Here is a 19,364-nt window from a genome sequence, read left to right on the forward strand (position 1 = left end):
CAGGATGGACCCGAGGGCTTCATCAGGCTGACGGACGGGATAAAACGGCATGCATTCCAACACCTCAAGACGCACCTTCGTGAAGGGCCTGGCCGCTGGCGGGGTCCTGGCTGGCCTTGGTCTGTGGCGCACGCCGGTCTGGGCGGTCACCAGCCCCGGCGAACCGAATGTGCCGGCCGGTACTGAGTTTGACCTGTTCATCGGCGAAACCGCGGTCAACATCACCGGTAACCCTCGAACGGCGATGACCATCAACGGCGGCATTCCCGGCCCCCTGCTGCGCTGGCGTGAAGGCGACACCGTCACGCTACGGGTGAAAAACAAACTCAAGGACAGCACCTCCATTCACTGGCACGGCATTTTGCTGCCGGCCAACATGGACGGCGTGCCAGGCCTGAGCTTTCACGGCATCGAGCCGAACGGGATGTATGTCTACCAGTTCAAAGTCCGGCAGAACGGCACTTACTGGTACCACAGCCATTCGGGCTTTCAGGAGCAGTCCGGGGTTTATGGGCCGCTGGTGATCGATGCCAAGGACCCGGAGCCTTTCCAGTACGACCGCGATTACGTGGTGATGCTCACCGACTGGACCGACGAAGACGCCGTCGGCCTGATGAAAAAACTCAAGAAACAATCGGACTACTACAACTACAACAAACGCACCGTGGGCGATTTCATCCACGACGTCAGCGAGAAAGGCTGGGGCTCGACGGTGGCCGATCGCAAGATGTGGGCCGAGATGAAGATGAACCCTACCGATCTGGCCGACGTCAGCGGCGCCACTTACACCTACTTGATGAACGGCCAGGCGCCGAACATGAACTGGACGGGCGTATTCCGCCCCGGCGAAAAGCTGCGCCTGCGTTTTATCAACGGCTCGTCCATGACCTACTTCGACGTGCGCATCCCGGGCTTGAAAATGACCGTAGTCGCGGCCGATGGCCAACACGTCAAACCGGTGAGCGTCGACGAGTTCCGCATCGCAGTGGCGGAGACGTTCGATGTGATTGTCGAGCCGACCCAGGACGCCTACACCCTGTTCGCCCAGTCGATGGATCGAACAGGTTATGCCCGCGGCACCCTGGCGGTGAAGGCCGGGTTGTCGGCACCGATTCCACTGCTGGATCCACGGCCGCTGCTGACCATGGATGACATGGGCATGGGCGGCATGGATCACGGCAGCAAGGGCGGTGACATGGCGGGGATGGACCACGGTGCCATGCAAGGCATGGACGGCGGCGACATGCAGGGCATGGACAGCATGGCTGGGATGGATCACAGCAGCATGGCCATGGGTGGCATGGCCGGAATGGCCGGGATGCAATCCCATCCCGACACGGAAAAAGACAACCCGCTGGTGGACATGCAAGCCATGAGCACCACGCCAAAACTCGACGACCCGGGGATCGGCCTGCGCAACAACGGCCGCCGTGTGCTGACCTACTCCGACCTGCGCAGCACCTTCGAAGACCCGGACGGCCGCGAGCCCGGTCGTACCATCGAGCTGCACCTGACCGGCCACATGGAGAAGTTCGCCTGGTCGTTCAACGGCGTGAAGTTCTCCGACGCCGAACCCGTGCGGCTCAAGTACGGCGAGCGGGTTCGGGTGGTGTTGGTGAACGACACGATGATGACCCACCCCATTCATTTGCACGGTATGTGGAGCGACCTCGAAGACGAGAACGGCCAGTTCATGGTGCGCAAACACACCATCGACATGCCGCCGGGATCAAAGCGCAGCTATCGGGTCACCGCCGACGCGCTAGGCCGCTGGGCCTATCACTGCCATCTCCTGTACCACATGGAAATGGGCATGTTCCGTGAAGTTCGCGTGGAAGAATGAGGCGCTACCCATGACCAGACTGAATCGCTCTACCCGCCTCGCTTTGGCGCTCACTGGCTTCACGGTCTCTTCGGCCATGGCCGCTACCGACGACATGCAGGGTTTGGACCATAGCCAGATGCCGGGCATGGATCACAGCCAGATGCAGAGCGAGGATTACGGGCAAATGCAGCCCGCCGCGCCAACCCAAAGCCGCACACCGATCCCGGCATTGACCGATGCCGACCGCGCCGCCGTTTTCGCCAGCCCCGCCGGCCATGACATGCACGACAGTGCGCTCAACTATTACTTCCTCGCCGACAAACTCGAATGGCAGGACGCCGACAACGGCAGCGCCTTGGCGTGGGATCTGTCCGGCTGGATCGGCGGAGACATCGATCGCCTGTGGCTGCGCTCCGAAGGCGAACGCGTCAATGGCAAAACCGAAGACGCTGAAGTCCAGGCCCTCTGGGGTCACGCGATCAGCCCATGGTGGGACGTGGTGACCGGTGTTCGCCAGGATTTCAAACCCGGCGCTCCGCAAACCTGGGCCGCGCTCGGCGTACAGGGCATGGCGCTGTACAACTTCGAAACCGAGGCCACCGCCTTCATTGGCGAAGGCGGCCAGACCGCCGCACGACTGGAAGGCGACTACAACATCCTGCTCACCAACCGGCTGATTCTGCAGCCGACCGCCGAGCTCAACGTCTACGGCAAAAACGATCCGCAACGAGGCATCGGCTCCGGGCTGTCGAACACCGAAGCCGGTCTGCGCCTGCGCTATGAAATCCGCCGGGAATTCGCGCCCTATATCGGCGTGACCTGGAACCGCACCTACGGCAAAACCGCCGATTACGCCAGGGACGAAGGCGAGGACCGCAGCGAAGCCCGCCTGGTCCTCGGCGTTCGAATGTGGTTCTAAACGCTTCAACTCAAAAAAACCTTAAAAACAACCGCTTAAAGCGGTAAGAGGCCTTGCATGCGCACCATTAAAATCACCGCTGTCGCCATCGCACTTTCCACCGGGCTGCTCATGAGCGCACTGGTTCAAGCCCACCCGAAACTGCTCTCCTCCACCCCGCCCGAAGGCGCAGACGGTGCAGCACCGAGCAACATCGAGCTGCACTTCTCCGAAAACCTCATGACCCAATTCTCCGGCGCCAAACTGGTCATGACCGAAATGCCCGGCATGGCCCATTCCCCCATGCCGATGAAAGCCAAAGTCTCCGGCGGCAGCGACCCGAAAACCATGGTCATCACCCCGCTCTCGCCCCTGCCCACCGGCAGCTACAAAGTCGAATGGCGCGCCGTGTCTTCCGACACTCACCCGATCACCGGCAACGTTACGTTCAAAGTGAAGTAATTGATGAGCGACTCGGTCGGCATTGCCCTGCGGTTTGCGTTGTATGTGGATTTGATGCTGTTGTTTGGCGTGGCGCTTTTTGCGCTGTATAGCCTTAAAGGGCAGGAACGGGTGTCAGGAGCGGTGCTGCCGTTGCGGGCGATGTTGGCGGGGACGGCGGTGCTGGGCGCGGTGTTGTCCGTCGCCAGCATGGTGATGATGACCAGTGCCATGAGCGGTGAATCGGACTTTGCCGAACTGCGCCCGCACATCGAAATGATGCTGTTCGAGACGGACGTCGGATTGGCTTGGGGGGTTCGCCTTGTTGCACTGGTCGCCGCGGGTTTAGCGGTGATGCTCCGCGCGCCTGGTTTCATTTTATGGGTCGCGGCTTTTGCCGGTGGCGTTGCCCTCGCCAGCCTGGCCTGGAGCGGACATGGGGCGATGGATGAAGGCATTCGCCGTTATTGGCATTTCGCGGTGGACATAGCGCACCTGCTGGCGGCGGGGGCTTGGCTTGGCGCGTTGCTGGCGTTTGTGTTGATGGCCAAGCTCAACGCTCTGCAAACTGAAGCGCGCATCAGCTTGTTGGCCCGCGCGGTAAATCGGTTTGAGGTTATTGGCGCGGTCATCGTCGTGGTGATCACGGTGACGGGCGTGGTGAATTATCTGTTCATCGTTGGGCCGAAGCTGGACGAAGTATTTCTCAGCACTTACGGGATTCTGCTGTTCATCAAAGTGGTGCTGTTTGCCGGGATGCTGGTGCTCGCCGCGTTGAACCGGTTTCACCTTGGGCCACTCTTGGAGCGGTCGTTGCAGGACGGGCAATATGCGGTTGCCGCTAATGCGTTACGACGCAGTGTGGTGGTGGAATTGGCGGCGGCGGTGGTGATTGTGGGGTTGGTGGCTTGGCTCGGAACGCTGAGCCCGGAAATGGGTGCCCAGTAGGGAAATGAAAGCATCCGATGACCGGCCAGAGCAGTCAGTGGACAGGGTGAGGGTCCTTTACTAGCGTCTAACCACACCAGATTTTAAGCCAGCGGGTTCAACACCCAAGCGCCAAGGTGAAAAAAGCGGCGCAATTATCGAAAGGAGTTCGAAAATGGCTGAAGTAATGAAAGTAGTGGATGTCGAGTTAAAATTACTTAAATCAAACCCACCGCAGCTACACATATCGGCCATTGGCCTTGTGAATTCTGGTGGATGGACAAACCCGAGACTGGAGCCACGGGTTTATATCCAGTTCCCGCCAGACGGTATTCAAGACTTCGATTTTGTTGCTGATCCGCCCCAAGGAGCTGCTATACAGGTCATCCTTCCCATCGACGCATCAAAACTTTGGAAAGAGCCGCCACTCGATAAACTCAAGGGAGTAAGAGTCCACTCTGCCAGCAACTCGATTGAAGCTCATCTTAAGAGTTCGAAGTCCGTGGCTTGTGCATAAACAACTCATGTAGAGGGATACGTGTCGGGCCTTACCTGACACGTATCAGCCATTGGAATGTCACCCTGGCAGCACAACAAACCTCTGTGGGCGTCGTTTGATATGGATCAACAACGCCCTGCGAGCGTGGCGTAAGTTCAAGATCACTCCCGCTAACGGGAACACGACATACCCTGGTTCGCAGCCCCCCCGACGCTGCCGATCCGCGCTATCACTGTGGAGATCGCCATGCACATCTACGTCAAATCCCTCTTGGCCGCTCTGCTCATGAGCAGCCCATTGCTGGCGCCAGCTGCTGAATACCCCGAAACGGTGCCCGCCGCCCCCACCGAGGACGCAACCCAAGCCACGCCCATGCAAGACAAGGCCATGAGCGAACAGATGAAGAAAATGCAGGCGGCCCACGACAAAATGATCGCCGCCAAAACCCCGGCCGAACGCCAGGCGGCGATGCAGGAAGCCATGACTACGATGAGAAACAGCCTCGGCATGATGCACGACAATTGCAGGGGGATGGGTATGGGGATGGGCAAAGGCATGTCCGGCGGCAAGGACAACTCGGATACGGCGATGATGGACATGATGATGAAAATGATGGATCAGCAATCCAGGATGATGAAGATGCCGATGGGCCAATAAGCATCGCGCCATAGCCCCCATCGCAGACGGTTGGCATTGGCTGGCATGGCCGGACGACACCCCGGAAGATTTTCGTCAGAACGGAGCGCGTCACATGAACCACTCAAACCCCTCGACACCTCCAGCCACCTCGTTCTGGCGCAGCAAACCCGGCATCGCGCTGGGTATGCTGCTGGTGATCGGACTGTTCTACCTGGCCCGCGAGCATTACGGTCATATCTACCCCCTTTTGCCCTACCTGATTCTATTGCTGTGCCCGCTGATGCACCTGTTCGGGCATCACCACGGCGGCAGACACTGACCCATGCACCACCATCTCGATCACCCCAAATCACCTGCTGTGGCGCAGCAGACAGCGGAGCCGACGAGCGAAAAAGAGTACACCTGCCCCATGCACCCGGAGATCCGCCAGCGCGGTCCGGGTACATGCCCCAAGTGCGGCATGACCCTTGAGCCGGTGTTGCCCGAGCTGGAGGAAGCGGACAACCCTGAGCTCGCGGACTTTTCCCAGCGCTTCTGGTGGACCCTTCCTCTGACCCTGGCAGTGACCGCGCTGGCGATGGGCAGCCATGGCTTGAGCCTGTTTCACGGCGCCACACAGAACCTGATCGAACTGGTGCTCGCCACGCCCGTCGTGCTTTGGGCCGGCTGGCCGTTCTATGTGCGCGGCGCCCGTTCGGTCATCCAGCGCAGCCCCAACATGTGGACGCTGATCGGCCTCGGCACCGCGGCGGCCTTCCTCTATAGCCTTGTCGCCACCCTGACACCCGGCCTGTTTCCAGCCACCTTCATGATGGACGGCCGGGTTGGCGTGTACTACGAAGCAGCGGCGGTCATTATTTCCCTGACGCTGCTCGGGCAGATACTGGAACTCAAGGCGCGCTCGCAAACCTCGGCCGCGATCAAATCACTGCTCGGCCTGGCGCCCAAGACCGCGCGCAGGATCAACGCCGATGGCAGCGAAGCGGACATTCCCCTGAGCCATGTGCACAGCGGCGACACCTTGCGCGTGCGCCCCGGCGAGAAGGTCCCGGTCGATGGTGTGGTGTTGCAGGGCGAAAGCGCGGTGGACGAGTCCATGCTCACAGGCGAGCCAGTCCCCGTGATGAAACGCCCTGGTGACGGGCTGATCGGCGCCACCCTCAATACCCACGGCAGCCTGGTGATGCAGGCGCAGAAGGTGGGCTCAGCGACCGTGCTTGCGCAAATTGTGCAGATGGTGGTCCAGGCACAACGCTCCAAAGCACCGATGCAACGCCTGGCGGACGTGATTGCTGGCTACTTCGTAATGGTCGTGATCGCCATTGCCGTCCTGACTTTTGTCGGCTGGGGGTTGTGGGGGCCGCAACCGAGCTGGGTGTTCGGCCTCATCAATGCAGTGGCGGTGCTGATCATCGCCTGCCCGTGTGCCCTCGGCCTGGCCACACCGATGTCGGTGATGGTCGCCACCGGCAAGGCGGCCAGCAGCGGCGTGCTCTTCCGGGATGCGGCGGCGATCGAAAACCTGCGCAAGATCGACACCCTGATCGTGGACAAGACCGGCACCCTTACCGAAGGTCGTCCAGCATTCCACAGCGTCGAACCTGCGCCTGGTTACAAAGCTGACGAGGTACTGCGCCTGGCCGCCAGCCTCGACCAGGGCAGCGAGCACCCGTTGGCCCACGCCATCGTCGAACGTGCACGCGCCAATGGCTTGGTGTTGAGCACAGCGCAGACGTTCGAGTCGGCGTCAGGGATCGGCGTGCGCGGCCAGGTCGACGGGCACCGTGTTCAACTGGGCAACACCGCCCTGATGGCAGAAGCCGGCATCGCCCTGGAAGCCTTGCAACCTCAAGCCGAGCAACTGCGCAGCGACGGCACCAGCATCATGTACCTGGCCGTGGATGGCGTGCTCGCGGGATTGCTCGCCGTCGCCGACCCGATCAAACCCACCACCCGGCTCGCTGTCGAACGCCTGCAGGCCGACGGCGTGCGGGTGATCATGGCGACCGGAGACGGTCTCACCACTGCCCGTGCCGTCGCCCGCCAACTGGGTATCGAAGAAGTCCATGGCGAGGTCAAGCCACAGGACAAGGAACGCCTGGCCGCCGGATTGCAGGAACGCGGGCACCGTGTGGCAATGGCCGGCGACGGCATCAACGACGCCCCGGCCCTGGCCCGTGCCGACGTCGGCATCGCCATGGGCACCGGCACCGATGTCGCGATGAACAGCGCTCAAGTCACCCTGGTCAAGGGCGACCTGCTCGGCATTCTGCATGCCCGCAGCCTGTCGGTGGCAACCGTACGCAACATGCACCAGAACCTGGCCTTTGCCCTGGCCTACAACGCCATGGGCATCCCCCTCGCCGCCGGGTTGTTCTACCCGTTGACCGGGCATTTGCTGTCCCCGCTGGTGGCGGCACTGGCCATGAGCGTGAGCTCTGCTTCAGTGGTGTTTAACGCCTTGCGCCTGCGCCGGGCCACGATTGACTGAGCACATTGCTGACAGCCAAGAAGCGGTTTCACTACACTGATCCAGCCTTGCCCCCCACTCCATCACAAAAGCCCGATAACGATGAAAACCATAAAAAGCACATTGCTGCTCAGTGGCCTGCTGGCGCTATCCTGCGGCGCTCAGGCAGAGCAAAGCCCTTCGCACCTGGACACCGTCCTGCAACAAGGCCAACTGCGCGTTTGCACCACAGGCGACTACAAACCCTATACCTTCAAAGGTGAAGACGGCGAATACTCGGGCATCGACATCGCCATGGTCCGCTCGCTGGCCGACAGCCTCGGCGCGAAGGTCGAGTGGGTCCAGACCACCTGGAAAACCCTGATGCCTGACATGCTCGCGGGCAAATGCGACATCGGCGTCGGCGGCATCTCCGTGACCCTGGAACGCCAGAAAAAAGCCTTCTTCAGCACCACCCTGGATGTCGACGGCAAAATCCCGCTGGTGCGCTGTGAAGATCAGGCGAAATACCAGACCCTCGAACAAATCAACCAGCCTTCGGTTCGCCTGGTCGAACCGGCCGGCGGCACCAACGAAGCCTTCGTCCACGCCTTCCTGCCCAAGGCGCAATTGCAGCTGCACGACAACGTGACCATCTTCCAGGAACTGCTGGAGAAGAAGGCTGACGTGATGATTACCGATGCATCGGAAGCGCTGTATCAGCAGAAACTCAAACCGGGATTGTGCGCGGTCAACCCGACGCAATACATGCAGTATGGGGAGAAGGCTTATCTGCTGCCGCGCGATGACATCAGCTGGAAGATGTATGTCGATCAGTGGCTGCATCTGGCCAAGGTGACGGGGAATTACCAGAAAATTCTGGGTCAGTGGATAGCGACACCACAAGCCAAATAGTCCGCCAGTTGCCGCGACACATTCCCTGTAGCAGCCTGCGTCCGGCTGCGCAGCAGTCGTCGCGGAGCATCAGGCAAATCACGCAACGGCGAAAACACCCAAGCCGTTGCGTCATTCCTTAGTCGTGCAGCAAGCCCGAGCTGTACTCATTAAAGCTGTTGCCGATGGCGCTCCCACCAAAGTTCACCTTGTTGGGGTTATGGCCGTCGAATTGTTGGCAGCCGTCTGAAAAGCAGGAACTGGTGCTCACACCCGAACAGGCGCTCAAGAGCAAAGCACCAACGATTAGCATGGCTTTGAAGAGGTTCGAGATCATTTTTCTGTTTCCTGTGGGCTGGTGGTGTGACAGCACGGTCTTAGGTGGTCATCCTATGCCACACGGCCGCCACACTTGATGAAACATTGCTGAGCGACAGCGTTGGTTCAGCATTTGCGTCCGCTCAATGGCGGCTTTGTGCGGGAGACTTTGGGGTCTGCCGGGTTCCTGGTTTCCCGGTCTTGCAGACCCGCGCACAGCTGCCACCGCGTCGATTGGGGCGCTGCTTTTTCCTTCCGTTTTCGCTGGAGGACATCCGGTAGATCAAATAGGGCATATAAACATTCACTCGATATTTCAATTTTTTCCAAAGGCGGAAAATTTCCCGGGGTGAGAGCTTTATGCTCGCCTATACTAAAAAGATTGAATAGTGCCAGCGAGCGCATTTAACAAGATATTGAAATTTAAAAGTTTAGATATCCTTGGGAGTTGCTGGTTAAAAACATTTTCCTGTGATGATTTGGTGTCGTGACGAGGATTTGATATGAACGTCTTGTTGAAAGAACTTCAGGCCTATCATCATGAAGTGGCCATGAAAATTACTCAGATCAAAGAGTTGCTGAGGAAAATGAGACATGAATCCGATGGGACTGATGACTGCAAGTCGTTGTTCGCGATGCTGGAAGCCTTGCATGGTGATGCAGAACGACACCACCATGAAAATGAAGAACTTATTCGGCTGGCCTTGCTAGAGACTGAGGCGCCGATCCACCAACGGGTCAAGGATATCGAGCGAGATCATCAGGCATTTGGGCGCATTGCTGGACAGCTGAAGATGTTGAAGGACACAACTCAGGAAACGAGAGTAATTGCTGACACTATCGATGACTTCATCAAAAAATATTACGATCATATGGACGCCGAGGAAAATATTTTCTTTCCGGCGGCAGATAAGTGGCTGTCAGACGACCAGTGGCAGGAAGTCAAGAATCAATGGCATTAATTGGAAGTCACCGTACACTTTCAAAATTTAGCTGCTACTTAGTACTGACCTCACTAAGTAATTACGCGAACACCACATATTAACTCACAGGGGCGTCCGTATATCGACGGCTCCTCGTTGCAAGTCCCTTCGCTTTGGCGCCTGTGCTGACTACACAAAGATCCAAGGCTATTTACCAAAAGAAAAATGGGGACAAATTCACTTACTCGTGCCAAACCTTCCAATTCCTCCCGTTCCCGTGCTCACTCTCTAGACTCGCCTAAGCTCCACAAGCTCAATCCTGCCCCCCCACCTCCCAGCCTCACCCACGCCTATAAAAAAGTATAAAAAATGGACTGATTTGGGACTAATTTATTTACTCACCACCTTTAAAACGCGACTTTCAGTGAATATCAAGCGAAAAAACTTGAAAATGAGTATATGTATTTTCATACTCATGAACAATAAAACTGGCCATTTCCGAGTGCAGATCAACTTCTTCATTATAGCTTCCATTGTTGGCATCATAAAATCGTCCTGAACGACGATTATAGGCAACAACATGCCCCCTATCTCCAGCAACTAAAGGATTTTGCAACCACACAATACTTTCGTCGTACAAGGCAATAGTAAACGAAGCAAAAAGATTGCCAAACGATAGAACATTGGCCGGCACAGGTACCACCTGATTAATATTTGAATATAATGCTTGGGCCATCGCAACCAACGTTTGCAGTGTAATGCCACCGCCAGCCATCATATTTCCAGCATTTTGCATTTGATTTAGTCGGTTGGCACTTCCAGGCCCATACGCAGCCAACGCACCATCTGCGACAGATTGAAACATTACATCTTCGCAGTCGTTTGCTAGCCAATGGATTGATAGGGAAAAACACACACCCATATTATTCGGCGCAGGAAGCGGACCAATAAATAGTGCTTGGTTGCAGGGTTGAATCTCAATCATCTGATAGCTCCTTTATCATCAAGCATACGTCCTGCTTTACATTACTATTCCGCTTAAAGCCTCATTATCCAAATCAAAAAATGTCAATTTTACACCCTCAATGTCTTGAGGCTAGTCAGAAACTCGGCATTTTCAAGAACATGCGAGTGCGAAGACAAAAAATATTCTTTGCCTATCCCAACGCAAGTTCGACGGCCTTACAGCCCCCTCTCCGCCCCGACAGACATTCCTGATAAACTTCCCACTCCTCGCCTCACACACCCAGATGCCCAATGCTCCCATCATTTGCTCCAAACTCTGTGCCAGCCCTCTCCCGCCGCTTTAGCGTCGCCCCGATGATGGATTGGACCGACCGCCACTGCCGCTTCTTCCTGCGCCTGCTCTCCAAGCACGCCCTCCTCTACACCGAAATGGTCACCACCGGCGCGCTCCTCAATGGCGATCACGAGCGCTTCCTGCGTCACAACGAAGCTGAACACCCACTCGCCCTGCAACTCGGTGGCAGTGTCCCGCTGGACCTGGCCGCCTGCGCCCGCATGGCCCAGGACCACGGTTACGACGAGGTAAATCTAAACGTCGGCTGCCCGAGTGATCGGGTGCAGAACAATATGATCGGTGCGTGCCTGATGGGGCATCCGCAGTTGGTGGCTGATTGTGTGAAGGCGATGCGTGATGCGGTGTCGATTCCGGTGACGGTGAAGCATCGGATCGGGATTAATGGGCGGGACAGTTACGAGCAGTTGTGTGATTTCGTTGGCACGGTTCGGGATGCCGGGTGCACGAGTTTTACGGTGCATGCGCGGATTGCGATTCTGGAGGGGTTGTCGCCGAAGGAGAACCGTGACATTCCGCCTCTGCGTTATGACGTGGCGGCGCGGTTGAAGGCGGATTTTCCGGAGCTGGAGATTATTCTCAACGGCGGGATCAAGACGCTGGAGGCTTGTCAGGAGCATTTGCAGACGTTCGACGGTGTGATGCTGGGCCGTGAGGCGTATCACAATCCTTATGTGATGGCTGAGGTGGATCAGCAGCTGTTCGGCAGCACGGCGCCAGTGATCAGCCGGGCTGAGGCGCTGGCGCAGTTGCGGCCTTATATTGCCGAGCATCTGCTGGCGGGTGGCGCGATGCATCACATTACTCGGCATGTGCTGGGGCTGGGCACCGGGTTTCCGGGGGCGCGCAAGTTTCGGCAGTTGTTGTCGGTGGATATTCACAAGGCTAAAGAGCCGTTGGCGTTGCTGGATCAGGCGGCAGAGTTGTTGGAGGGACGTTAATCCCTCATTGCTCGTTTGTAGGCTTCGCGCGTGGGTGTCCGCGCTCTGTCTCGTTAGAAAATGGCCGCTTTGAAATGGCGGCCGTCACTTGTTCGGCCCGAGCGCTCAAAGGTCTAATACGCAAACCGGCCAGGCCAAATCGGTAAGTATTGAGGATATGACTCAAGGCCGCTCGGCACGCTAACCGTCACCTCCATTGAACCTGCACCCCATTTCAGCATCGTATTTACCGAGACCCTGCCCCGCCTTTCAAACATCCGTTTTCAGGATGTTGCCGCTGGGGCCTTCGATACGTACATGCACCCTTGAGTGGCTGTCAGCGCTCGGGTAATGTCATTAGACCCATAGGACAGAGCACGCCCATGACTTCCAAGCTGGAACAACTCAAACAAATGACCACCGTGGTTGCCGACACCGGCGACTTCGAAGCAATCGCTCGCGTTAAGCCCGTGGACGCTACCACCAACCCTTCCCTGCTGCTTAAAGCGGCAGCCATTCCCGGTTATGCCGAGTTGCTGAACGCTTGCGTCAGCGACTGCAAGGGCGATGTAGGCCTGGCCAGCGACCGTTTTGGTGTGGCGGTGGGGCAAGAGATTCTGAAGGTGATTCCTGGCCGTATCTCCACTGAGGTGGATGCGCGCCTGTCGTTCGACACTGACGCCGTATTGAAGTGTGCGCACCGTCTGATCGACTTGTACGAAAAAGCCGGCATTGGCCGTGACCGTGTGCTGATCAAGATCGCTTCCACCTGGGAAGGCATTCGCGCTGCCGAGAAACTGGAAAAGGAAGGCATCCAGACCAACCTGACCTTGCTGTTCTCTTTCGCTCAGGCGGCGGCGTGTGCTGACGCAGGGGTTTTCCTAATTTCGCCGTTCGTAGGCCGCATCTACGACTGGTACAAGAAGGCCACCGGCAACGACTACACCGGCGCGGATGATCCGGGCGTACAGTCGGTGACGCGTATCTACAACTACTACAAGGCCAATGACTACAAAACTGTAGTGATGGGTGCCAGCTTCCGTAATCTGAATCAGATCGAACAGTTGGCCGGTTGTGATCGGTTGACCATCAGCCCGGATCTGCTGGAGAAGCTGGCGGCGGATACCGGCAAGCTGGAGCGCAAATTGGCGCCGGGGCATGCCGGTGAAACGCGTCTGAGCTTGAATGAAGCGCAGTTCCGTTGGTTGTCCAACGAGGATGCGATGGCGACCGAGAAGCTGGCTGAGGGCATTCGTCAGTTTGCTCGGGACCAGGAGAAGCTTGAGGCGTTGTTGCAGGCCAAGCTGTGATTTGAGTTAGCTGGATGCAAAAAGGGCGAACCTTGATGGGTTCGCCCTTTTTTTTGCGTTTTGTTTGGGTATTGGCTTCGTGCTGGAAGGTGTGGTGATTGTTATGGCGCCTTGGCGGGCAAGCCCGCTCCCACAGGGAATTGTGGTGGGGCCCGGCTTCAGGGAATCAGTGGCGCTCCAGCGCATTCACCAGGTCATGAAACGCCTCACGGTTGGAGTCGTTCAAGCCCATGAGGATTTTGTGCGCTTCGAGGACTTTGACCCGCACGACTTCTTCGGACTGGTCCTGGTCTGGCAGGTCGGTCAGGCATTCAGGGCATGGGATGGGGCGGTCAACGATGTTGAACACTTGCTCGAAGCCCATGGACTGCAGCAGACGGGTGATGTCTTCGTGGGTGGTGACGACGGTCGGCAGCAAGCCGACTTTTTGCCGCGACAGGATCGACAGCTTGGCCAGCAGGCCCAGGGTGGTGCTGTCGATGCTGCGGGTTTCGGTCAGGTCGATCACGATGGCGTTGAAATTCAACGCAGTGAAGATCCGCTCAATAGTCGCATCCAACGCCGAACACAGGGTCAGGCGAACTTCACCGACGAACTTCAGGACGAAGGTGCCGTCCTGCTCGGCGAACTGGATTCTACCGGTACTCATTAAAGATTCCTGCTCAACACCAACAGGGCGATATCATCCGGCATCTCCCCTAGCGTGGCCAATCCAAAAACCTGGCGCAGACCATCCAGGCTGCCGCCCGCCGCTTTCACCCGTTGAGGCAAAGCAGCTTCTTTATCTTTGAGTGTGGGTTCTGGCAAAAGGTCCAGAATGCCATCAGACATCAGCGTCAGGCTGAATACCGGTGGCAGCTCCAGTACGTGGTCTTCGTAGGTAGCTTCATTGAAGAGGCCCACCGGCAGACCGCGCCCTTCCAGGTAACGAACACTGTCTGGCGTGTACAACACAGGCAACGGCAGATGACCGCCGATGCTATAGGTCAACAAACCTGTCTCCTCGTCGATGACTCCACCGACCATTGTGACGTGTTTGCCCAGCTTACAACTGATCAGGCCCCGGTTGATATGACCAAGGACTTCTGAAGGTTTGAATTCCGGCAATGTGCCGTTGCGCTTGGATTCGAACAGCAAGCGCGTGGTCATGAACTTCAACAGCACGGTGACGAAGGCTGAAGAGGCGCCATGACCGGAAACATCGGCCAAATAGAAGGCTACCCGACGCTCGTCGACCCGAAAGTAGTCGACGAAATCGCCCGACAGATACAGCGACGGGATGATCTGGTGCGCAAACTGGAACTCGTCGATGGTCCAGGGGCTGACCGGCAGCATGTTCATCTGCACCTGGCGACCGGCGTTCTGGTCTTCCTGGAGCAGGTTCAGGCTGGCTTCGAGCTCGCGGTTGGCCTTTTCCAGCTTCTCGCGGTAACGCTGGTTTTCCAGCAGCAGACGCGCACGATCCAGGGCACGGCGCACGGAGTGCTCGAGTACGGCGAGATCTTCGAGAGGCTTGATCAGGTAGTCCGCTGCGCCCAGGCGCAGGGCCTCGACGGCGTCGTTCATCACGCCGGCGCCCGAAACCACGATTACCGGGGTTTGCGGCGACAGCTCGGTGATCTGGCGAATGAGTTCGAGTCCGCCCATCTGCGGCATGCGCAGATCGCAGATGACCAAGTCGGGCTTGTCTTGCTCGAATACCTGAAGACCCTGCTGGCCATTGCTGGCCTGCAGGACACTGAAACCACTGTCTTCCAAGTAGGCCGCGAGGCTCGCGCGCACTACTTCGTCATCATCGATTATCAGCAGCGTGGCACTGGTTTTTGGCATGTGGGCAAACGGCGCCAGAATTAGGTTGGCGTAGCAGGCTGGGCATTTGGCCCTGCACACACTACTGGATTCGCTTTCTAGCCTCTCTGCTGCACCGTTTTCGAGCGTTTGCCCTACTCACTGTTCCACCAGAGGTGCCCTTCTAAGGCGCAGACGGTACTCCCATCCGCGAGGCGTTTCAAGCTCACGCCGATGGTCGCTTGACGTCTTTACTTGTCAAATCACCGAGAGTTATAAGAACAGGCAAAACCGTAACCCAAAGGAAGGATCGAGCCCATGAGCCAAACCGATCGGGACTACAGCGAAAAGCGCGATTTCATCCGCATGCGAGTTGATGCCGATGTGTCGCTGATTCACGAAGGCGATGAGGTGCCAGCCGTCTGCATCGACCTTTCCAGCAGTGGTATGCAGCTGGAGGCGCCCCGTTCATTCAAGGTCGGTGACCGGCTCAGCGTGCGGATCGAATCCGATCACCCAGCGCTCAAAGGCCTCGAGGCCGACACCGAGGTGGTGTGGGTGAAAGCGCAGGACGGTGGCAGCCAGAAACTCGGGCTTACAATCCTGAAGATGAAATAGCCCTGATTTAACCCGCAAGCCAAACGAAAGAAGGCGGCCCAATGGCCGCCCTCTTCGTTTTACCGGTCGAGATTAAAAATCGTCTTCGACCTTACCGTCCTTGACTTTGAATTCGCGGTTTTGCAGGTATGCGTTGCGAATAAAGGTGTATTTGTCGCCTGTGACCAGTTTCTCGGCCGACAACAGGCTGGCGCGAGCATCGACGATGTTCAGGCCGTAAATCGAGTTACGCACGGGGATATCGTTGATGTAAGGGTACGGACCGGTATAGCTGTCGACATACTTGGAAGGCGTATCACGCAAGGTGCTTGGGCCCAAGAGCGGCAGCATCACGTACGGGCCGCTACCCACGCCCCAGTAGCCGAGGGTCTGGCCGAAGTCTTCGTCGTTGCGGTGCAGGCCCATTTTGGTGCCCACGTCGAAGAAGCCCAGCAGGCCGAAGGTGGTATTGAAGATCAAACGTGCGGTGTCGACGCCAGCCGCAGAGGGCTTGGCCTGCAACACATCGTTGGCGAGGTTGGTCACATCGCCCACGTTGCGGAACATGTTGTGGATGCCGTCTTCCAGAAACTGCGGCGTGACGAATTGGTAGCCCTGAGCCAACGGCTTCAGTGCGTAGGTGTCGACAAAGTCGTTGAATTTGTAGATCGGGCGGTTGATGCTTTCCCAAGGGTCTTCTTCCGTGGCAGCCTGAGCTGCGAACGGAACCAGCAATACACTGGCACACATACAAAGCTGAGCGAGTTGATTGCTCCAGCGCATAGAAAAACTCCTTGGATTGTACTAACGCGGGCGCTTTGCCCAGGCGCAAAGATCGCTAGTATATGACGGAAAATCCGGTTTAGGCAGCATCGTGCACGATGGCCTACGAACGACATCTGCTGACGGCGAGCAATTCACATCCGTGTCACTCAATTGTCACCGTCCATGAATAGCCTTATCGCTATTTCAGGGACGTTTCCATGCCACACGCCGAAGTCTTGCCCCTTGCCGCACCGAATCTGACCGCCGTGCTGTTCGGCCTCAGTGGTTGCCTGGTGGATTTCGGCGCGCGCACGCGCCAGCACGGCGCCATGTCTGCCGAGCACGCCGAGGTCACGCCCGGCGCCCTGGAGAGCCTGTCCAGCTTGCAGCGACAACGAATTCCCTGTGCCTGGCTCGATGAACTGCCCCCCGCCCTCAGCCATTCTCTGGCCGTGGCACTTCCGGCCTGGATCAAATCTTTGCAACACTCGGAAACAATCATTCCATGGCCGGCCCCGAATGCTTGCTGGCAAGCCTTGATGGCGTTGAATGTCGAGCGCCTGGACGGTTGCGTGCTGGTCAGCGGCGAACCGCGATTGCTGCAATCAGGCCTGAACGCCGGGCTGTGGACCATCGGCCTGGCGTCCTGCGGCTCGTTATGCGGGTTGGCGCCAAGCGAATGGCAAGCCTTGAGCCAGAAGGAACGAGAACACTTGCGCGGCAAGGCGACGGTGCAGTTGTTCGGCCTGGGCGTGCATTCGGTGATCGATCATCTGGGCGAGCTCGATACCTGCCTGGCCGATATCAGCCTGCGTCGGCTCAAAGGCGAAAAGCCCTGACTGAGATCATGCAGGTTGCGCGCGAGTGGATTAATCTAAAGGTCAGCCATAGACCTTTGGCACGACGCTGCGGTCTATGCCAGTGCCTATCGAGAAAAGGAAGAACGCCATGCCTGCCCGCGAACTGCAAGAACAGCTCAACAAACTGCGCGAGCAATTGGAACAGAATCCACCACTGACCGAAGCCGAGCGCGAAGACCTGCACGCGCTGATGCAACAGATCCAACTGGAACTTGAGCTGGAAACCAAAACCCAGGACACCAACCTTGCCGACAGTGTGAACCTGGCCGTCGATCGCTTCGAACTCGAACACCCCACGTTGGCCGGCACCTTGCGCAACATTGTGCAAGCCTTGGGCAATATGGGGATCTGAACCCGCCAGATGCAAAAAAGCCCCGCTATCGATAGTGGGGCTTTTTCATATCCGGGATTTGCAAATGCAATCCCACACTGGCTCTTTATTGTCGGACCAAGCGATGGTTCGGCAGTTGCACCTCTTCGGTGCTGCGATACGGGTTGATGTCCAATCCACCACGACGCACATACCGCGCGTACACCGTCAATTTCTCCGGTTTCAGCAACCGCTGCAAGTCTAGGAAAATCCGCTCCACGCACTGCTCATGGAAGTCCGAGTGCTGGCGGAAGCTCACGATGTATTCCAGCAAACTTGCGTGATCCAGCGCCGCGCCACGATACTCCACCGCCACACTGCCCCAATCCGGCTGACTGGTGACCGGGCAGTTGGATTTGAGCAAATGGCTGTGCAAACACTCGTCAACAATGCGCGATTCATCGCACCGCAGCAGTTCCGGGCGTGGATGCTCATAGTTGCTGACGCTGATATCCAGCTCATCAATGCACACACCCGGCAACGCCACGACACCTTCTGCCTCGACATCCTTCAGGCTGCGAACCCGCACGCCCACCGGTTTGCCGGCAGCGGCCGAGAGGTCTTTCACCAGCGTCGCTTCAAGGCTGGCGGTGTCGGCAAATGGCGTCTGGTTCAGCGAGTTGAGGTACAGCTTGAACGACTTCGACTCGATGATATTTGGCGAGTCCGCCGGAATGCTGAATTCGCCGATCGCCACCACGGGCTTGCCGGACGGCAATAGCCACGACAGCTCGAAGCAGTTCCAGAAGTCCACGCCCTTGTACGGCAGGGTTTGCGCGGTCAGGCCCAGCTCGGCCCATTTCACGGTGCGCGGGATCGGGAACAGCAAGGACGGCGTATAGGTGGCGATGTATTCGCTGGATTTGCCCAGCGGCGAATGTTCGGCTGCGGGATGCATGGCGGAAACCTGACTGAAGAATCAGCGGATTCTACCAGCCTTTGCTCCCGCCTTTGAGTGCTTACTGACTGACTGTCAGTTTGCCGACCATGCCAGCCTGATAATGGCCAGGGATGTTGCAGGCAAACTCCAGGTTAGTCGCCTTGGTGAAGGTCCAGGTCAGCTCGGCGGTTTTACCCGGTTCCACCAACACACTATTGGGGTCGTCATGCTTCATGCCGTGATCCATGCCGGCCATGGAGCCGTGGTCCATGGCCTTCATGCCTGTAGGCATCAGCATGCCGCTTTGCTGCATCTGGAGCATTTCCTGCTGATGCCTGGCATGCATCTGTGCATCGCCGAGGTTGAATTCATGCAGCAACTGGCCTTTATTCACCAGTACGAGACGCACGGTTTCACCGGCCTTGATATCGATGGTCTTGGGGGTGAAAGACATGTCGCCCATTACCACCTCAACACTGCGGGTAGCCTGGGCGGCCGAGGCCGGCTGACCGAAATCGTAGGTCTGCGCCGGTGAGGCTTCCAACCCCAGGCTCAGGCTCAGCAAACAAGCGGCCAGTACCAGACGCTTTTGCAAAAACATAGTCGCACTCCAACAAGATGAGGTTCAGCTTGTGGGAAACTCTACCCCAGCGGCTCTGCCAGATTCCTGACAGGCAGATTACAACTTTGTCAGGTTGGCCTGCATTCCCGCCACCCACGGTATAACGCACCTGTTCCAACTG

The 19,364-nt window shown here is 57.7% G+C and carries 22 protein-coding genes; 15 read left to right on the top strand and 7 right to left on the bottom strand.

Annotation, left to right across the window (positions count from 1 at the left end; genetic code table 11):
• The first annotated feature begins 49 nt into the window (after positions 1-49).
• The 9 genes from J3D54_RS28375 (at position 50) to J3D54_RS28415 (ending at position 8,593) form a co-directional block, all read left to right on the top strand.
• Complete coding sequence (locus tag J3D54_RS28375) at positions 50-1,843, top strand: copper resistance system multicopper oxidase (RefSeq protein ID WP_253425667.1); 1,794 nt, start codon at positions 50-52, stop codon at positions 1,841-1,843.
• A gap of 10 nt (positions 1,844-1,853) precedes the next feature.
• Positions 1,854-2,744: a copper resistance protein B gene (locus J3D54_RS28380; protein ID WP_253425669.1), complete on the top strand. Its 891-nt coding sequence runs from the start codon at positions 1,854-1,856 to the stop codon at positions 2,742-2,744.
• A gap of 57 nt (positions 2,745-2,801) precedes the next feature.
• Complete coding sequence (gene copC, locus J3D54_RS28385; RefSeq protein WP_253425671.1) at positions 2,802-3,185, top strand: copper homeostasis periplasmic binding protein CopC; 384 nt, start codon at positions 2,802-2,804, stop codon at positions 3,183-3,185.
• 3 nt (positions 3,186-3,188) lie between these two features.
• Entirely contained in the window at positions 3,189-4,112 is a 924-nt protein-coding gene (copD, locus tag J3D54_RS28390; protein WP_253425674.1) for a copper homeostasis membrane protein CopD, read from the top strand.
• A 154-nt stretch (positions 4,113-4,266) separates the two neighbouring features.
• Positions 4,267-4,608 (top strand): hypothetical protein, encoded by a 342-nt coding sequence (locus J3D54_RS28395; RefSeq protein WP_253425677.1) that lies wholly within the window; start codon positions 4,267-4,269, stop codon positions 4,606-4,608.
• A gap of 228 nt (positions 4,609-4,836) precedes the next feature.
• Positions 4,837-5,247, top strand: a complete 411-nt coding sequence (locus J3D54_RS28400; protein ID WP_253425680.1) for a DUF3292 domain-containing protein — start codon at positions 4,837-4,839, stop codon at positions 5,245-5,247.
• A 94-nt stretch (positions 5,248-5,341) separates the two neighbouring features.
• The gene (locus J3D54_RS28405) at positions 5,342-5,548 is read left to right on the top strand and encodes a DUF2933 domain-containing protein (RefSeq protein ID WP_253425683.1); all 207 of its coding nucleotides are present in this window, start codon (positions 5,342-5,344) and stop codon (positions 5,546-5,548) included.
• Between the two features lie 90 nt (positions 5,549-5,638).
• Positions 5,639-7,720: a copper-translocating P-type ATPase gene (locus J3D54_RS28410; RefSeq protein WP_253425686.1), complete on the top strand. Its 2,082-nt coding sequence runs from the start codon at positions 5,639-5,641 to the stop codon at positions 7,718-7,720.
• Between the two features lie 81 nt (positions 7,721-7,801).
• On the top strand, positions 7,802-8,593 hold the full coding sequence (locus tag J3D54_RS28415) for a transporter substrate-binding domain-containing protein (protein WP_253425689.1): 792 nt from the start codon (positions 7,802-7,804) through the stop codon (positions 8,591-8,593).
• A 118-nt stretch (positions 8,594-8,711) separates the two neighbouring features.
• Here J3D54_RS28415 and J3D54_RS28420 read toward each other — a convergent pair whose 3' ends face one another.
• Entirely contained in the window at positions 8,712-8,909 is a 198-nt protein-coding gene (locus tag J3D54_RS28420; RefSeq protein WP_253425691.1) for a hypothetical protein, read from the bottom strand.
• A 484-nt stretch (positions 8,910-9,393) separates the two neighbouring features.
• On the opposite strand from J3D54_RS28420, the gene J3D54_RS28425 reads away from it, so the two are divergent.
• The gene (locus J3D54_RS28425; protein ID WP_253425694.1) at positions 9,394-9,852 is read left to right on the top strand and encodes a hemerythrin domain-containing protein; all 459 of its coding nucleotides are present in this window, start codon (positions 9,394-9,396) and stop codon (positions 9,850-9,852) included.
• 382 nt (positions 9,853-10,234) lie between these two features.
• Here J3D54_RS28425 and J3D54_RS28430 read toward each other — a convergent pair whose 3' ends face one another.
• On the bottom strand, positions 10,235-10,798 hold the full coding sequence (locus tag J3D54_RS28430) for a hypothetical protein (RefSeq protein ID WP_253425697.1): 564 nt from the start codon (positions 10,796-10,798) through the stop codon (positions 10,235-10,237).
• 272 nt (positions 10,799-11,070) lie between these two features.
• Here J3D54_RS28430 and dusA point away from each other — a divergent pair, with 272 nt between their 5' ends.
• Both dusA and tal read left to right on the top strand, forming a co-directional pair.
• Positions 11,071-12,072 carry a tRNA dihydrouridine(20/20a) synthase DusA gene (gene dusA, locus J3D54_RS28435; protein WP_253425700.1) on the top strand — a complete coding sequence of 334 codons (1,002 nt, stop codon included), beginning with the start codon at positions 11,071-11,073 and terminating at the stop codon, positions 12,070-12,072.
• A 362-nt stretch (positions 12,073-12,434) separates the two neighbouring features.
• Positions 12,435-13,361, top strand: coding sequence for a transaldolase (tal, locus tag J3D54_RS28440; protein ID WP_253425703.1), 927 nt, complete (start codon positions 12,435-12,437; stop codon positions 13,359-13,361).
• 166 nt (positions 13,362-13,527) lie between these two features.
• On the opposite strand, the gene rssC is transcribed toward tal, so the two are convergent.
• Both rssC and rssB read right to left on the bottom strand, forming a co-directional pair.
• Positions 13,528-14,010 (bottom strand): anti-sigma factor antagonist RssC, encoded by a 483-nt coding sequence (rssC, locus tag J3D54_RS28445; RefSeq protein ID WP_007897104.1) that lies wholly within the window; start codon positions 14,008-14,010, stop codon positions 13,528-13,530.
• Entirely contained in the window at positions 14,010-15,191 is a 1,182-nt protein-coding gene (gene rssB / locus J3D54_RS28450; RefSeq protein ID WP_253425706.1) for a two-component system response regulator RssB, read from the bottom strand. Before rssB ends, rssC begins: the two co-directional genes overlap by 1 nt.
• A 276-nt stretch (positions 15,192-15,467) precedes the next feature.
• Here rssB and J3D54_RS28455 point away from each other — a divergent pair, with 276 nt between their 5' ends.
• Positions 15,468-15,767: a PilZ domain-containing protein gene (locus tag J3D54_RS28455; RefSeq protein ID WP_253425709.1), complete on the top strand. Its 300-nt coding sequence runs from the start codon at positions 15,468-15,470 to the stop codon at positions 15,765-15,767.
• A 72-nt stretch (positions 15,768-15,839) separates the two neighbouring features.
• Here J3D54_RS28455 and J3D54_RS28460 read toward each other — a convergent pair whose 3' ends face one another.
• Positions 15,840-16,529 (bottom strand): VacJ family lipoprotein, encoded by a 690-nt coding sequence (locus J3D54_RS28460; protein WP_253425711.1) that lies wholly within the window; start codon positions 16,527-16,529, stop codon positions 15,840-15,842.
• Between the two features lie 200 nt (positions 16,530-16,729).
• Here J3D54_RS28460 and J3D54_RS28465 point away from each other — a divergent pair, with 200 nt between their 5' ends.
• Together J3D54_RS28465 and J3D54_RS28470 are read left to right on the top strand one after the other, a co-directional pair.
• Complete coding sequence (locus tag J3D54_RS28465) at positions 16,730-17,350, top strand: HAD family phosphatase (RefSeq protein WP_253425713.1); 621 nt, start codon at positions 16,730-16,732, stop codon at positions 17,348-17,350.
• 109 nt (positions 17,351-17,459) lie between these two features.
• The gene (locus J3D54_RS28470; protein ID WP_253425715.1) at positions 17,460-17,723 is read left to right on the top strand and encodes a DUF4404 family protein; all 264 of its coding nucleotides are present in this window, start codon (positions 17,460-17,462) and stop codon (positions 17,721-17,723) included.
• An 85-nt stretch (positions 17,724-17,808) separates the two neighbouring features.
• Here J3D54_RS28470 and queF read toward each other — a convergent pair whose 3' ends face one another.
• Positions 17,809-18,639, bottom strand: coding sequence for an NADPH-dependent 7-cyano-7-deazaguanine reductase QueF (gene queF, locus J3D54_RS28475; protein WP_253425717.1), 831 nt, complete (start codon positions 18,637-18,639; stop codon positions 17,809-17,811).
• A gap of 61 nt (positions 18,640-18,700) precedes the next feature.
• Positions 18,701-19,222 (bottom strand): plastocyanin/azurin family copper-binding protein, encoded by a 522-nt coding sequence (locus J3D54_RS28480; RefSeq protein ID WP_253425719.1) that lies wholly within the window; start codon positions 19,220-19,222, stop codon positions 18,701-18,703.
• Positions 19,223-19,364: the final 142 nt, after the last annotated feature.

Origin of the sequence: Pseudomonas sp. GGS8 (genome assembly GCF_024168645.1) — a bacterium.
Taxonomy (GTDB): domain Bacteria; phylum Pseudomonadota; class Gammaproteobacteria; order Pseudomonadales; family Pseudomonadaceae; genus Aquipseudomonas.

Bases quoted from the DNA above. Each gene is read 5' to 3' on its own strand.
- J3D54_RS28380 (WP_253425669.1), top strand. From the start codon at position 1,854: ATGACCAGACTGAATCGCTCTACCCGCCTCGCTTTGGCGCTCACTGGC.
- dusA (WP_253425700.1), top strand. From the start codon at position 11,071: ATGCTCCCATCATTTGCTCCAAACTCTGTGCCAGCCCTCTCCCGCCGC.
- queF (WP_253425717.1), bottom strand. From the start codon at position 18,639: ATGCATCCCGCAGCCGAACATTCGCCGCTGGGCAAATCCAGCGAATAC.
- tal (WP_253425703.1), top strand. From the start codon at position 12,435: ATGACTTCCAAGCTGGAACAACTCAAACAAATGACCACCGTGGTTGCC.
- J3D54_RS28465 (WP_253425713.1), top strand. From the start codon at position 16,730: ATGCCACACGCCGAAGTCTTGCCCCTTGCCGCACCGAATCTGACCGCC.
- J3D54_RS28410 (WP_253425686.1), top strand. From the start codon at position 5,639: ATGCACCCGGAGATCCGCCAGCGCGGTCCGGGTACATGCCCCAAGTGC.
- J3D54_RS28400 (WP_253425680.1), top strand. From the start codon at position 4,837: ATGCACATCTACGTCAAATCCCTCTTGGCCGCTCTGCTCATGAGCAGC.
- rssC (WP_007897104.1), bottom strand. From the start codon at position 14,010: ATGAGTACCGGTAGAATCCAGTTCGCCGAGCAGGACGGCACCTTCGTC.
- J3D54_RS28420 (WP_253425691.1), bottom strand. From the start codon at position 8,909: ATGATCTCGAACCTCTTCAAAGCCATGCTAATCGTTGGTGCTTTGCTC.
- J3D54_RS28415 (WP_253425689.1), top strand. From the start codon at position 7,802: ATGAAAACCATAAAAAGCACATTGCTGCTCAGTGGCCTGCTGGCGCTA.
- J3D54_RS28430 (WP_253425697.1), bottom strand. From the start codon at position 10,798: ATGATTGAGATTCAACCCTGCAACCAAGCACTATTTATTGGTCCGCTT.
- J3D54_RS28425 (WP_253425694.1), top strand. From the start codon at position 9,394: ATGAACGTCTTGTTGAAAGAACTTCAGGCCTATCATCATGAAGTGGCC.
- J3D54_RS28455 (WP_253425709.1), top strand. From the start codon at position 15,468: ATGAGCCAAACCGATCGGGACTACAGCGAAAAGCGCGATTTCATCCGC.
- copC (WP_253425671.1), top strand. From the start codon at position 2,802: ATGCGCACCATTAAAATCACCGCTGTCGCCATCGCACTTTCCACCGGG.
- J3D54_RS28470 (WP_253425715.1), top strand. From the start codon at position 17,460: ATGCCTGCCCGCGAACTGCAAGAACAGCTCAACAAACTGCGCGAGCAA.
- J3D54_RS28375 (WP_253425667.1), top strand. From the start codon at position 50: ATGCATTCCAACACCTCAAGACGCACCTTCGTGAAGGGCCTGGCCGCT.
- rssB (WP_253425706.1), bottom strand. From the start codon at position 15,191: ATGCCAAAAACCAGTGCCACGCTGCTGATAATCGATGATGACGAAGTA.
- J3D54_RS28405 (WP_253425683.1), top strand. From the start codon at position 5,342: ATGAACCACTCAAACCCCTCGACACCTCCAGCCACCTCGTTCTGGCGC.
- J3D54_RS28480 (WP_253425719.1), bottom strand. From the start codon at position 19,222: ATGTTTTTGCAAAAGCGTCTGGTACTGGCCGCTTGTTTGCTGAGCCTG.
- J3D54_RS28460 (WP_253425711.1), bottom strand. From the start codon at position 16,529: ATGCGCTGGAGCAATCAACTCGCTCAGCTTTGTATGTGTGCCAGTGTA.
- J3D54_RS28395 (WP_253425677.1), top strand. From the start codon at position 4,267: ATGGCTGAAGTAATGAAAGTAGTGGATGTCGAGTTAAAATTACTTAAA.
- copD (WP_253425674.1), top strand. From the start codon at position 3,189: ATGAGCGACTCGGTCGGCATTGCCCTGCGGTTTGCGTTGTATGTGGAT.